The organism is Mesorhizobium sp. M1328 (assembly GCF_040318075.1).
In the GTDB taxonomy this organism is placed as follows: domain Bacteria; phylum Pseudomonadota; class Alphaproteobacteria; order Rhizobiales; family Rhizobiaceae; genus Mesorhizobium.
Genome location: NZ_JAMYLO010000012.1, coordinates 116,801 through 130,216, shown reverse-complemented (window position 1 = coordinate 130,216; position 13,416 = coordinate 116,801). Strand labels below are relative to the sequence as shown.

General features: G+C 62.4%; 15 protein-coding genes. 11 read left to right on the top strand and 4 right to left on the bottom strand.

Translation table 11 applies throughout. The features are described 5' to 3' along the window. Positions 1 to 4 precede the first annotated feature (4 nt). Positions 5 to 157 carry a hypothetical protein gene (locus NKH23_RS21005; RefSeq protein WP_254817366.1) on the top strand — a complete coding sequence of 51 codons (153 nt, stop codon included), beginning with the start codon at positions 5 to 7 and terminating at the stop codon, positions 155 to 157. 55 nt (positions 158 to 212) lie between these two features. Here the strand turns inward: NKH23_RS21005 and gyrA are convergent, their stop codons facing one another. Next, a complete protein-coding gene (gyrA, locus tag NKH23_RS21000; RefSeq protein WP_352914222.1) occupies positions 213 to 3,023 on the bottom strand; it encodes a DNA gyrase subunit A in 2,811 nt (936 codons plus the stop codon). Between the two features lie 148 nt (positions 3,024 to 3,171). Then, the gene (locus tag NKH23_RS20995) at positions 3,172 to 3,999 is read right to left on the bottom strand and encodes a helix-turn-helix transcriptional regulator (RefSeq protein ID WP_352720150.1); all 828 of its coding nucleotides are present in this window, start codon (positions 3,997 to 3,999) and stop codon (positions 3,172 to 3,174) included. An 86-nt stretch (positions 4,000 to 4,085) separates the two neighbouring features. Between NKH23_RS20995 and NKH23_RS20990 the strand changes: the two genes are divergently transcribed. Then, positions 4,086 to 4,616 carry a hypothetical protein gene (locus NKH23_RS20990; RefSeq protein WP_352977157.1) on the top strand — a complete coding sequence of 177 codons (531 nt, stop codon included), beginning with the start codon at positions 4,086 to 4,088 and terminating at the stop codon, positions 4,614 to 4,616. A gap of 74 nt (positions 4,617 to 4,690) precedes the next feature. Then, a complete protein-coding gene (locus NKH23_RS20985; RefSeq protein WP_352720147.1) occupies positions 4,691 to 5,320 on the top strand; it encodes a MarC family protein in 630 nt (209 codons plus the stop codon). 8 nt (positions 5,321 to 5,328) lie between these two features. Here the strand turns inward: NKH23_RS20985 and NKH23_RS20980 are convergent, their stop codons facing one another. Both NKH23_RS20980 and NKH23_RS20975 read right to left on the bottom strand, forming a co-directional pair. Further along, positions 5,329 to 5,754 carry an OsmC family protein gene (locus tag NKH23_RS20980; RefSeq protein ID WP_352466427.1) on the bottom strand — a complete coding sequence of 142 codons (426 nt, stop codon included), beginning with the start codon at positions 5,752 to 5,754 and terminating at the stop codon, positions 5,329 to 5,331. A 123-nt stretch (positions 5,755 to 5,877) separates the two neighbouring features. Beyond that, entirely contained in the window at positions 5,878 to 6,384 is a 507-nt protein-coding gene (locus tag NKH23_RS20975; RefSeq protein ID WP_353035289.1) for a single-stranded DNA-binding protein, read from the bottom strand. A 208-nt stretch (positions 6,385 to 6,592) separates the two neighbouring features. On the opposite strand from NKH23_RS20975, the gene NKH23_RS20970 reads away from it, so the two are divergent. The 8 genes from NKH23_RS20970 (at position 6,593) to NKH23_RS20935 (ending at position 13,416) form a co-directional block, all read left to right on the top strand. Further along, the gene (locus NKH23_RS20970) at positions 6,593 to 6,982 is read left to right on the top strand and encodes a cupin domain-containing protein (RefSeq protein WP_352720144.1); all 390 of its coding nucleotides are present in this window, start codon (positions 6,593 to 6,595) and stop codon (positions 6,980 to 6,982) included. 83 nt (positions 6,983 to 7,065) lie between these two features. Then, the gene (locus tag NKH23_RS20965) at positions 7,066 to 7,380 is read left to right on the top strand and encodes an ArsR/SmtB family transcription factor (protein WP_292653450.1); all 315 of its coding nucleotides are present in this window, start codon (positions 7,066 to 7,068) and stop codon (positions 7,378 to 7,380) included. Continuing rightward, positions 7,377 to 7,901 (top strand): SRPBCC family protein, encoded by a 525-nt coding sequence (locus NKH23_RS20960; protein WP_352720143.1) that lies wholly within the window; start codon positions 7,377 to 7,379, stop codon positions 7,899 to 7,901. Before NKH23_RS20965 ends, NKH23_RS20960 begins: the two co-directional genes overlap by 4 nt. Positions 7,902 to 7,927: 26 nt before the next feature. After that, the gene (locus tag NKH23_RS20955) at positions 7,928 to 8,533 is read left to right on the top strand and encodes an ATP-dependent Clp protease proteolytic subunit (protein WP_352720142.1); all 606 of its coding nucleotides are present in this window, start codon (positions 7,928 to 7,930) and stop codon (positions 8,531 to 8,533) included. Positions 8,534 to 8,626: 93 nt separating this feature from the next. Then, on the top strand, positions 8,627 to 8,920 hold the full coding sequence (locus NKH23_RS20950; RefSeq protein WP_352466425.1) for a hypothetical protein: 294 nt from the start codon (positions 8,627 to 8,629) through the stop codon (positions 8,918 to 8,920). A 697-nt stretch (positions 8,921 to 9,617) separates the two neighbouring features. After that, positions 9,618 to 12,539, top strand: a complete 2,922-nt coding sequence (gene uvrA, locus NKH23_RS20945) for an excinuclease ABC subunit UvrA (protein ID WP_352720140.1) — start codon at positions 9,618 to 9,620, stop codon at positions 12,537 to 12,539. Next, positions 12,539 to 12,949, top strand: a complete 411-nt coding sequence (locus tag NKH23_RS20940; protein WP_352720139.1) for a DUF302 domain-containing protein — start codon at positions 12,539 to 12,541, stop codon at positions 12,947 to 12,949. The genes uvrA and NKH23_RS20940 overlap by 1 nt, the downstream gene beginning before the upstream one ends. After that, the gene (locus NKH23_RS20935; protein ID WP_352720137.1) at positions 12,946 to 13,416 is read left to right on the top strand and encodes a GNAT family N-acetyltransferase; all 471 of its coding nucleotides are present in this window, start codon (positions 12,946 to 12,948) and stop codon (positions 13,414 to 13,416) included. Before NKH23_RS20940 ends, NKH23_RS20935 begins: the two co-directional genes overlap by 4 nt.

Sequence of the window (13,416 nt, the reverse complement as noted above, 5' to 3'; positions counted from 1 at the left end):
GCACATGCTGATCTACATGCTCGCCACCGCAATGACCGTCGCCATGCTGATCGCTACCGTATTCGGGTTGCATCAGGAAGCACAGCGCGTCCGCGCCAAGGCCAATACCAAGCGGTTCGAAGGCTTCGGCAACCGCAAGCCTTATCGCCACTTCTAGATTGCCGGGGTTTCTTCACAACGCCGGCCCATAGGGCTACGCCGCCGTGGCAAACTCACTCGACGGTAGTGTCAGGCTCCCCACCTTCGGCATCGGTAACAGCGCCACCTTCAACCTCGACACTCTCTTCGATCTCCTCGTCCGCTTGCGGCTCTGAAATCCGCTCCACCGAAACGACCTTCTCGTCCTCTGCGGTATTGAAGATGGTAACGCCCTTGGTGGCGCGGCTGGCGAAACGAATACCGTTGACCGGGACGCGGATAACGGTGCCGCCATCCGAAACCAGCATGATCTGATCGTCATTGCCGACCGGGAAGGTCGCCACCAGGCGGCCGATTTCGGCCGTTTTCGACACGTCGGTGGCACGAATACCCTTGCCGCCACGGCCGGTCAGACGGAAATCGTAGGACGACGAACGCTTGCCGTAGCCATATTCCGTCACCGTCAGCACGAACTGCTCATGTGCCTTGAGGAATTCGTAGCGCTCGTCGGAAAGTTCCGCCTCTTCGCCGACCTCCTCATTGGTGAGCTGGATTTCCTCCTCCTCGCCGGCCGCGATGTCGGCGGCAAGCCGGCGTTCGGCCACCACCCGCTTGAGGTAGGCGGCACGCTCCGCCGGCGGTGCATCGACATGCTCGATCACCGCCATCGAGATCACCCTGTCGCCATCGGCCATTGCAATGCCACGCACGCCGACCGAATTGCGGCTCTGGAAGACGCGTACGTCGCTGACCGGAAAGCGGATGCACTGGCCGGAACTTGCCGTCAAAAGCACGTCCTCATTGTCGGTGCAGGTCTCGACGCCGAGGATCTCGTCGCCTTCCTCGTCCAGCTTCATGGCAATCTTGCCGTTGCGGTTGACCTGGACGAAGTCCGAAAGCTTGTTGCGGCGCACGGTGCCGCGCGTGGTGGCAAACATCACGTCGAGCTCGCCCCAGCTGGTCTCATCCTCCGGCAGCGGCATGATGGTGGTGATGCGCTCGCCCTGTTCGAGCGGCAGCATATTGATCAGCGCCTTGCCGCGCGATTGCGGGTTGCCGATCGGCAGGCGCCAGACCTTTTCCTTGTAGACGATGCCGCGCGAGGAGAAGAACAGCACCGGCGTGTGCGTGTTCGCGACGAACAGCCGGGTGACGAAATCCTCTTCCTTGGTCGACATGCCGGAGCGGCCCTTGCCGCCGCGGCGCTGCGCCCGGTAGAGTGACAGCGGCACGCGCTTGATATAGCCGGAATGGCTCACCGTGACGACCATGTCCTCGCGCTGGATCAGATCCTCGTCTTCCATGTCCGCCCCGCCCTCGGCGAGCTCGGTGCGGCGCGGCGTGCCGAATTCGTCACGCACGGCGATGAGCTCGTCCTTGACGATCTGCTGGATGCGGGCGCGGGACGACAGGATATCGAGATAATCCTTGATCTCGTCGCCGATCGTGTTCAGTTCGTCGGCGATCTCGTCGCGGCCGAGCGCGGTCAGGCGCTGCAGGCGCAGTTCGAGGATGGCGCGCGCCTGTTCCTCGGAGAGATTGTAGGTGCCGTCCTCGTTGATGCGATGGCGCGGGTCGTCGATCAAAAGAATCAGCGATTCCACGTCGCCCGAAGGCCAGCGCCGCTCCATCAACTGCTCGCGTGCCGTCTGCGGGTCCGGAGCGCTGCGGATCAGCTTGATGACTTCATCGATGTTGGCAACGGCGATGGCAAGGCCGACCAGCACATGGGCGCGGTCGCGCGCCTTCCGCAGCAGGAATTTCGTGCGCCGGCTGATCACCTCTTCACGGAAGGCGACGAACGCCTTCAGCATGTCGGTCAGCGTCAGCAATTCCGGCTTGCCGCCGTTCAGCGCCACCATGTTGGCGCCGAAGGACGTCTGCAGCGGGGTGAAGCGGTAGAGCTGGTTGAGGATGACATCGGCGACCGCGTCGCGCTTCAGTTCGATGACGACGCGGTAGCCCTGGCGGTCGCTCTCGTCGCGAATGTCGGAAATGCCTTCGATGCGCTTGTCGCGCACCAGCTCGGCCATCTTCTCGATCATAGACGCCTTGTTCACCTGATAGGGAACTTCGGTGATGACGATCGATTCACGGTCGTTGCCGCGCGCCTCGACGTTGACGCGGCCGCGCATGACGATGGAGCCGCGGCCGGTCGAATAGGCGCTGTAGATGCCGGAGCGGCCGAGCACGATGCCGCCGGTCGGGAAATCCGGCCCCGGAATAATCTCCATCAGTGCCGGCAGATCGATCGCCGGATTGTCGATGAGGGCAATGGCGCCGTTGCAAACCTCGCCCAGATTGTGCGGCGGGATGTTGGTGGCCATGCCGACGGCGATACCGCCGGAGCCGTTGACCAACAGGTTCGGAAAGCGCGCCGGCAGGACTTTCGGTTCGCTGCCCGACGCATCGTAAGTGTCCTGGAAATCGACGGTGTCCTTGTCGATGTCTTCCAGCAACTCATGCGCGACCTTGGTCAGCCGCGATTCCGTGTAGCGCATCGCCGCCGGCGGATCGCCGTCGATCGAGCCGAAATTGCCCTGCCCGTCGATCAGCGGCACGCGCAGCGACCAGTCCTGCGCCATGCGCACCAAAGCGTCGTAGATCGAGGCGTCGCCATGCGGATGGTATTTACCCATCACGTCGGCGACCGGGCGTGCCGATTTCACATATTTGCGGTTCCAGTGATAGCCGCTCTCATAGGCGGCGTAGAGGATGCGGCGATGCACCGGCTTGAGGCCATCGCGCACGTCCGGCAGCGCGCGGCTGACGATCACGCTCATGGCGTAATCGAGATAGGAGCGCTGCATCTCCTCGATGATGGATATCGGCTCGATGCCGGTGGGGCCGCCGTCGGCGCCGCGCGGTGTCTTTTGGTCGGTCAAATCGGATCACAATCTAATCAGGAATCACTTGGTGCTTATATAGGAAGCCGGCCCGAAACTCCAACAATCGCGGCAGTTTTCCAGTGTGGTTTTTAGCGGCAAATTCAAAAGGATACACCAATTGCGACGATATGGCAGTGGCTCGCTTTCACGAGCGTCGCCGGCGGGCGCGATAAGTACCCGGTGCCTCGCCCATCAGCCGCCGGAAACGGCGATTGAAGGTCGACAGATCGTTGAATCCTGCTGCAAAGGCGATCGCCGAAATCGTCTGATCCGACGTCCGCAGCCGCACGGAAGCCCTGTGCAGCCGCGCTCTCAGCAGAAACTGGTAGGGCGTCATGCCGGCGACGTGCCGGAAGGTGCGCAGGAAATGATAGGGGCTGGTGGCGGTCTCGTCGGCGAGTTCGGCAAGCGAGATCGGCCGGTCGGCATCGACTTCGATGCGCCGCACCGCTTCGGCGACGCGCTTCTGGTCACGGCGGCTCGGCGCGCTCTGTCCTTCCGTAGCGCTGCAAGCCGCTGTCACCGCCGCACCGGCAATGCGCAGGGCGAGTTCCTCGAACGCGCCGGTGTCGGCCATCTCGCGCGCCGCCTCCGCTTCGGCGAGCAGCGGCACCAGCGCCGGCAAGGGCGGCAGGCGCGGCGTGCGGAAATCGAGCTGCTTCGCGCCCGGCACGTCGGCGACGATCCGCTCCATATAGGCCGGTCCGAAATGGAAGGAGAGGCAACGGTCGCCGGCGCCATGCTCATGGCCGCATTCGTAGCATGTGCCGGGATTGCCGAGCAGGAGCGCTCCCGGCGCCAGCATCGCCGTGCCCTGGCGCGCACGATAGCGGAAGGTGCCGCTGGTTACGGCGGCGACGCAGAAATCCCGATGCTCCTCCTCGAATGGCCTGTCGGCGGCGCTGGCGGTGCAGATGACATCCGACACCTGCCAGCCTCGGCCCGACGCCAGCCTATGCGCGCTCGTCGCCATCGCCGAAATATAGCAATTTTTCCCAAGCGCAGAACCCCTGTCGACCTCTACGCTTGCCGGTCTACTGACAAGATGAGAGCGAAGCCATGTCCAATTCCTTTGCCAAGGCCCTGCACAGCGATGGACCCGTACCGGCCCTTGCCGAGAAACTAAACCTTTACGGCCGCTTCGTCGGCGCCTGGACGTTCGACGCCACGCGCCATCTCGAGGACGGCCAGGTGCTGACCGGGCGCGGCGAGGTGCATTTCGGCTGGGTGCTCGAAGGCCGGGCCATCCAGGACGTATGGATCCTGCCCGCCCGTGACGCCGGCGCCTCGCCGTCGCTCGGCAAATGGACCTTTTATGGCACGACGTTGCGCGTCTACGACCCCGGCGTCGACGCCTGGCACATCTTCTGGAGCGATCCGCGCAGCCAGTACTACAGCCGCCAGCTCGGCCGTGCCGAGGGCGACACCATCATCCAGCAAGGCGCAGACGGCACCGGATCTGCTGTGCGCTGGAGCTTTTCGCGCATCACCGAAAATTCGTTCCGCTGGCTGGGCGAACGCTCACAGGACGACGGCGCCACCTGGCGTCTCGAAGTCGAGTTTCTGGCGCGGCGCGCCGCGAGCCCCTGATCCGCACGGTTTCCACTGGCTCCGCTTTGCTCTACCAATCCCGTTATCCGGCATTGCCGGCGGGGAGGGTCAGCATGCCGAGCTTCGACAGCCTGTTCAACGCCTTCGTCACCATACTGGTGACGATCGATCCGCCCGGCCTGGCGCCGCTCTTCCTTGCCGTGACCCGCGGCATGAACCGCAAGGAGCGCAACCAGGTCTCCGTGCGCGCTTCGATCATCGCTTTCCTGGTGATGGCGTTGTTCGCAATCGCTGGCGCGTCGATCCTGTCAGTCTTCGGCATCACCCTGCCGGCCTTTCGCGTCGCCGGCGGCTTTCTGCTGTTCTTCATCGCCTTCGAAATGGTGTTCGAGCGCCGGCAGGACCGCAAGGAGAAGATCGGCGATGTCGCCATCACCAGGGATATGATCCACAACATCGCCGCCTTTCCGCTGGCGATCCCGCTTATTGCCGGTCCCGGCGCAATTTCGGCGACCGTCCTGCTCTCAAGCTCGTTTCAGGGTTTTGGCGCGCAGACAGCACTTGTCGGCATCATCGCCATCTGCCTTGTCATCACTTACCTGGTGTTCGTGCTGTCAGAGCGCATCGACCGTATCCTCGGCCAAACCGGCCGTTCGATCCTGACACGGCTGCTCGGCGTCATCCTGGCGGCGCTCGCCGTACAGTTCGTGGCCGACGGCATCAAGGCGCTGATGGCGACGTAGGAACTGCCCTACTTCGCTGTCGTTTCAATGACTTCGAAGTCGTGGGTGATCTCGGCGGTCTTGGCCATCATTGCCGAGGCCGAGCAGTATTTCTCGATCGAAAGCCCGATCGCCCGCTTCACCTTGTCGTGTGACAGCGCCCGGCCCTTGACGACAAAATGCATGTGGATGCGGGTGAACACCTTGGGATCGGCTTCTGCACGGTCGGCATCGAGTTCGACCACACAATCGTCAACCGCCTCGCGCCCCTTTTCGAGGATATGGACCACGTCATAGGCCGAGCAGCCGCCGGTACCGATCAGCACCAGTTCCATTGGGCTCGGCCCCGGCGTCTTGCCCTCCGGCCCGAACGCAGTGCCTAGCACCAGCTTGTGCCCACTGGCGGACTCGCCAACGAAGGTGCGCTCCTCGACCCATTTGACCCTTGCTTTCACTCGATACGTCCTTTCACCGCTCAAACGCACAACGTCCCGAAAATCCAAGACAGATTTTCGGGACGCCATTTCGTGGCCAAGGTGCTGGCGCTTTTCGCCGCAAGGGCAGTCCGCCCCGAGAAATCAGAACGGGATTTCGTCGTCCAGCTCGCGCGACGAACCACCGCCGCCGCCCTTGTTGGCGCCACCGCGATTTTCGCCCGGGCCGGACTGGCCGAAATCGGAACCGCGGCTCGCACCACCACCGGCATAGTTGCCGACCTGGCCGCCGCCCTCGCCCCGCGCATCGAGCATCTGCAGCTCGCCGCGGAATTTCTGCAACACGACTTCGGTCGTATAGCGGTCATTGCCGGTCTGGTCCTGCCATTTGCGCGTCTGCAGCTGGCCCTCGACATAGACCTTCATGCCCTTCTTCAGATACTGCTCGGCCACCTTGGCGATCTGGTCGTTGAAGATCACGACATTGTGCCACTCGGTCTTTTCCTTGCGCTCTCCGGATGTCTTGTCGCGCCAGCTTTCCGACGTCGCGATGCGAATGTTGACAACCGGGTCACCCGAATTCAGGCGGCGGATTTCAGGGTCCGCCCCGAGGTTGCCCACCAGAATGACCTTGTTGACGCTACCCGCCATGATACTTCTCCGCGCTCATCCGAAACCAGATTTCTGTCGCTGCACCTTACAGGCTACGGATAATCCCTGCCTGCCGTCGCTGCCTTTTCCCACAACGTTTTTGTTCTCTTTTCGTTCTATAGTACAGGCCCTGCACTGTCAATAGTTGTCAGTAAGAATTAGTGTCTTGACGTCGAATTTCCACAGGCCATGGGATCGAGGCGAACGCATGAAGATGGTTGCGCATGACGATCAGCCGCAAGAAGAATGGCGGGCGGGAGTAAAGACCCGAATGCATGTCTCGGCCCGCAACGGCGCAACTCAACTTTGCATATTCGAACAATGGGTCGAACCAGCGGCTGGCGCCCCGACACATTGGCACCCGGTCGAGGAAGTGCTTACCGTCATCGCCGGCAGAGCCGAGATGTGGATCGACGAAGAGCATGTCGTCTTGACTGCCGGACAGTCGCTTGTTGTTGCCGCGCGCAGGCAACATGGCTTCCGAAACGTCGGCTCCGAAATGCTTCATATCCATGCCGTGCTCGCGTCACCAGTTTTCGAGGCGACGTTCAACGGATCCCCCGACATGGTGAGACGCTGGCTTTCAGCGAGTTTGTAAAACCTCGCCTGTCTTAAAAAACACCTCCTGTCTTAAAAAAACACGGCTTGCCAAACCGATAAGTATTGACTTATGCTTTCGGCATGATCGAAGCAGAGATTTTTCGGGCACTGGCCGATCCAACGCGTCGCGCCGTCTATGAGCGGCTCGCCGACGGCGAGATGACGGTGTCTGAACTGCGCACTGGCATGCCGGTATCGCAGCCGGCGGTATCGCAACATCTCGCAGTGCTGCGCGGCGCCGGCCTCGTGGTCGAGCGCCGGGCCGGTCGCAACGCCTATTACCGCGCCGATCCGAAGGGGCTTGCGCCACTGCTCGGCTGGATCGAACGCTACCGCGCGTTCTGGCCAGAGCGCATCGAAAGGCTCAAGACGGTTTTGAAGGACATGGACCAATGACCAGCCGAGGCAAAGAACGCGCGGAAATGGCGGCAGACAAGATCGAGTTCGAGTGCGAGCTGCCCGAGCCGCCGGAAAAGGTGTGGCGGGCGCTTACGGTGCCGGACCTGCTCGCGGCCTGGATGATGCCAAACGACATCAAGCCCGAAATCGGCAACCGCTTTGCCTTTAGAGCGCCGAATGCGCCGATCGAGTGCGAAATCCTCGACGCCGATCCCGGACGGCTGCTGCGCTATTCCTGGCGGGAGCGGCCGGCGCCCGGCGGTACGCAGGTGCCGCCCGGCAGCCCCGTGGACCGCCCAATGAACGACAGCCCAGTGGACAGCATCGTCACCTTTACGCTTGACCGCACCGTTTCCGGCGGCACGCATCTGCGCATCGTCCATGATGGTTTTGCTGGGGCAGCGATGCCGGAGATCGCGATGGCAGGCGCCGGTTGCCGGCTTTCCTTTGAAGCGCACACTCCCAGGCACAAGCAGATCGCCGCAAACACCCCGCGCCTCTTCCTGCGCGCGGCCTGAACGACAACAGTCAACGGAGACAAACGATGAGCGGCCTTGCCAATCTGGTGCCGATGGTGATCGATCAGTCGAGCCGCGGTGAACGCGCCTTCGACATATTTTCGCGGCTGCTGCGCGAGCGCATCGTCTTCATCAACGGGCCGATCGATGACGGCACCTCGGCGCTGGTCTGCGCCCAGCTTCTGTCGCTGGAATCCGACAATCCCGACAAGGAGGTCTCGCTCTACATCAACTCGCCGGGCGGCGTGGTGACCAGCGGTTTCGCCATCTATGATACGATGCAGTATATCAGTTGCCCGGTCTCCACCGTTTGTATGGGTTTCGCCGCCTCGATGGCCTCGTTCCTTTTGATGGCCGGCACGCCAGGGCGGCGTATCGCGCTACCCAACACCAGCATCGTGCTGCATCAGCCTCTCGGCGGTTTCCAGGGCCAAGCCTCCGACATCCAGCGCCATGCCGAGGGCATCCTTCGCACCAAGCGGCGCATGACCGATCTTTACGCCCACCATTGCGGCCGCACCTACGAAGAAGTGGAACGCACGCTCGACCGCGACTTTTTCATGACCGCACAGGAGGCCAAGGATTGGGGCCTCGTCGACCATGTTTTCGACACTCGCAAGCAGGCCGCGTGAAGCACCTTCGAACGGAACTGAGCGATATGAGGGCCGGCAACTCTCAGCGCCGCCGGTCTGGCTTCGGCGCTATCGCCGCACTATAGTCAGGTGATGACCGCCATTCGTTCATCCAGCCTATGCCTTGCCATTGCCGCCATTGTGGGCACGAACATGCTGGTGGGCATGGCACTTGCCCAAGATAATTCGACGTCTTCGCAAAAGGGCGCCCTGCCCGGTGTGACGAGTGACTATCGCATCGCCGAGCCAACTCCGCAGCCCGAGCCCGACGACGCGGTTCCAAGCAGCGGCAACGGCACGTTCAAGATCGGCGATACCGATGTTCGGATTTCCGGCAGCATCACCATCGATGTCGCTACCGGCGGGATCAGGCCCTCCAGCCGCTAAGTTCGCCTGGTGTGAACCACAAATATTGCGCTTCAAACGAACAGCCCCGCCATTGCTTTTGCAACTGACGGGGCTTCTTGGATCTAAAATCCAAATTGCCGGGAGTGTACTGCCGGCTTTTTATTTCGGATGCTTCGCGGCGTTCAGCCGACGATCCGACTAGCAGTCTCTGATTGTTGTGGGGATCGGCAGATCAACGTTGGCAGGTAGCGCTAAACGCCTGACCTGGCTACTTATACCTGCCGCGGCTCCAGCGACACGTGGAGCCTCAAGGAACTTCCGGTGGAGTCATGCCTCTGCTCTCCTTATGTTCGTTGCGACTGTCGTCGTCGAAGCGCTCATCGCATAACCCGCGGCGTCTCGCAGGCTAGCCCCAGGCCGCGAGGCCATCGAAAGACGGCCAGCTTCGTTGACGTTTGGAGTCTGCCCCCGTGACGCATGGACGTCAACCTTGAATAGCCGATTACCGAAAAATGTGATCGCGAGACGCTTTGTGAAGCCGGCTGTACGGGCAGCTTTTGTCAGGAGCGTGTTCGGCCTTTGTTCTTTCCGCTTGCCCGTTCGCGCGAAAGGCGGTTAAACGCTTTGGTCGAGAGTTGTGGCGTCTCTCGAAAAGGCGGCGAAATTACCTACATAGGGGATGGTCGGGAAAACCCGCCCATCCCACGAATTCCAGATTCTGAGGCGGCGACCGGCGATGGCCGACCATAAATATCTCTCCATTCGCGGGGCACGCGAACACAATCTGAAGAATGTCGATCTCGACCTGCCGCGTGACAGCCTGATCGTCATGACCGGCCTGTCGGGGTCGGGCAAGTCGTCGCTTGCCTTCGACACCATCTACGCCGAGGGCCAGCGCCGCTATGTCGAGAGCCTTTCGGCCTATGCGCGGCAATTCCTCGAAATGATGCAGAAGCCGGACGTCGACCAGATCGACGGCCTGTCGCCAGCCATCTCCATCGAGCAGAAGACCACCTCGAAGAACCCACGCTCGACGGTCGGCACCGTCACCGAGATCTACGATTATATGCGGCTTTTGTTCGCCCGCGTCGGTGTACCCTATTCACCGGCCACTGGCCTGCCGATCGAGAGCCAGACGGTTTCGCAGATGGTCGACCGGGTGCTTGCAGTCGAGGAAGGCACCCGGCTGTTCATCCTGGCGCCGATGGTGCGCGGCCGCAAAGGCGAGTACCGCAAGGAACTGCTGGAGCTGCAGAAGAAAGGTTTTCAGCGCGTCAAGGTCGATGGCGTCTTCTACGAGATCGCCGACGTGCCGGCGCTGGACAAGAAGTACAAGCATGACATCGACGTTGTCGTCGACCGCATCGTCGTGCGCGGCGATCTGGCGACGCGGCTCGCCGATTCCATCGAGACCGCGCTGAAGCTGGCCGACGGACTGGCGGTAGCGGAATTTGCCGACAAGCCGCTCGACGCCAGCCAGACCGGCGAGGATTCGGTCAACAAGTCGAAGAACGAGACGCATGAACGCATGCTGTTCTCGGAAAAGTTCGCCTGCCCGGTGTCCGGTTTCACCATTCCCGAGATCGAGCCTAGGCTGTTCTCCTTCAACAATCCGTTCGGCGCCTGCCCAACCTGCGACGGGCTCGGCAGCCAGCGCGCCATCGATGCCAGCCTGGTCGTGCCCGACGAGAATGTTTCGCTGCGCGCTGGCGCCGTCAGCCCGTGGGCGAAGTCGACCTCGCCCTATTATGCGCAAACGCTGGAAGCGCTGGGCGTTGCCTATGGCTTCAAGCTCGGCGACAAGTTCAAGGATTTGAGCGAGGAGGCAAGGCAAGCCGTCCTGCACGGCACCGGCGAGCGCGAAATCACCTTCCACTACGATGACGGCCTGCGCTCCTACAAGACGACGAAAACCTTCGAGGGCGTCATCCCCAATCTCGAGCGCCGCTGGAAGGAAACCGAATCCGCTTGGATGCGCGAGGAGATCGAGCGCTTCATGTCGGCCACGCCCTGCCCGGCCTGCCGCGGCTATCGGCTGAAGCCCGAGGCGCTCGCGGTCAAGATCGCCGGCAAGCACATTGGCGAGGTCACCGAGCTGTCGATTCGCAAGGCCGACCAGTGGTTCACCGACCTGCCTGCTTCGCTCAATGACAAGCAGAACGAGATCGCGGTGCGCGTGCTCAAGGAAATCCGCGAGCGGCTGCGCTTCCTCAACGATGTCGGGCTCGACTACCTGACGCTGTCGCGCAACTCCGGCACGCTGTCGGGCGGCGAGAGCCAGCGCATCAGGCTCGCCTCGCAGATCGGCTCCGGCCTGACCGGCGTGCTTTACGTGCTGGACGAGCCGTCGATCGGTCTGCACCAGCGCGACAACGCCCGCCTGCTCGACACGCTGAAGCATCTGCGCGACATCGGCAACACGGTCATCGTCGTCGAGCACGACGAGGACGCCATCCTGCATGCCGATTACGTTGTCGATATCGGCCCGGCCGCCGGCATTCATGGCGGCCACATCATCGCCCAGGGCACGCCGCAGCAGATCATGGCGACGCCCGCTTCGATCACCGGTAAATATCTGTCGGGCGAGCTCGAAGTGGCGACGCCAGCCGTTCGGCGCGATGCCAAGAAGAACCGCCGGCTGAAGGTCGTCGGCGCGCGCGGCAACAATCTAAAGAACGTCACCGCCGAAATCCCGCTCGGCACGTTTACCGCCGTCACCGGCGTGTCCGGCGGCGGCAAGTCGACCTTCCTGATTGAGACCCTGTTCAAGGCGGCGTCGCGCCGCATCATGGGCTCGCGTGAACATCCGGCCGATCACGACCGGATCGAGGGGTTGGAATTCCTCGACAAGGTCATCGACATCGACCAGTCGCCGATCGGGCGCACCCCGCGCTCCAACCCCGCCACCTATACCGGCGCCTTCACGCCGATCCGGGACTGGTTCGCTGGCTTGCCGGAGGCCAAGGCGCGCGGCTACCAGCCGGGCCGCTTCTCGTTCAACGTCAAGGGCGGCCGCTGCGAGGCCTGCCAGGGCGACGGCGTCATCAAGATCGAGATGCATTTCCTGCCCGACGTCTATGTCACCTGCGATGTCTGCCACGGCAAGCGCTATAACCGCGAGACGCTGGACGTGCTGTTCAAGGGCAAGTCCATCGCCGACGTGCTCGACATGACGGTCGAAGAAGGCGTCGATTTCTTCGCCGCCGTGCCCGGCGTGCGCGACAAGCTGGAGACGCTGAAACGGGTCGGCCTCGGCTACATCCATGTTGGCCAGCAGGCGACGACTTTGTCGGGCGGCGAGGCGCAGCGCATCAAGCTTGCCAAGGAACTGTCGCGCAAGGCGACCGGCAAGACGCTCTACATTCTCGATGAGCCGACCACCGGCCTGCATTTCCACGACGTCGCCAAGCTGCTTGAAGTGCTGCACGAGCTGGTCGACCAGGGCAACACGGTCGTCGTCATCGAGCACAATTTAGAGGTGATCAAGACCGCTGACTGGGTGCTCGATCTTGGCCCCGAAGGTGGTGACGGCGGCGGCGAGTTAGTGGCGTCTGGCACGCCTGAGGACATCGTTCGCGAAAAACGCAGCTATACCGGGCAGTTCCTGAGGGAATTGCTCGAGCGGCGCCCCGGAGGCAAGCGCGAAGCGGCGGAGTGATGGCAAAGAACGGTCTCATCACGGTCCAAAGCCGCTTCGGCGTGACCGAAACGATCGATCGCCTGGTCGAGACTGTGGAACGTGCAGGATTGCTGGTCTTCGCCCGCATCGATCACGCCGCCGGTGCGCGCAGTGTCGAAGCATCACTGCGTCCAACCGAACTCCTGATTTTCGGCAATCCGAAAGGTGGTACGCCACTGATGCAGGACCGGCAGCTTGCCGGCATCGATCTGCCGGTCAAGGCACTGGCCTGGGAGGACGAACAAGGCAAGGTCTGGCTCTCCTACAATGACGCGCACTGGATGGCTGATCGCCACGACTTGGGCGACGCCAGTCGCAATGCCGTCGCTGCGATCGCGGCCGGCATGGACAAGGTGATTGCGGCCGCTGCCGGCGCGGGCCAGTTTTGATCATGAGAGCCGCTCGTCCCGGTGATCTCCCCACGGTGATCTCGCTCACCACCGACGCATACGCGCCCTACACTGCCCTGTTCGGAGCGCCGCCGATCCCCGTCACCGAGGACTATGCGCCGCGCATCCACCGCGGCGAAGTCTGGCTTTCGGAGCAAGATGGACAGACGGCTGGCCTGATCGTTCTCGAACGACATGCGGACCATACAATGATCTTCAGCGTCGCCGTTGCGCCCGCCTTTCAGGGCAAGGGTTTCGGCATCGGGCTGCTCGACTGGGCCGAGCAACAGACGCGCCTGTGGAGCTTGCCTGAAATCCGACTCTACACCAATTCCAGAATGGAACGGAACGTTTCGTTGTATAAGGCCTACGGCTTTCGCGAAACGGGTCGCCGGCCCAATCCATATCGGCCAGGATGGACGGTCGTCGACATGGCGAAAGCCGTCGAGACGACCGCCATCGCGTGA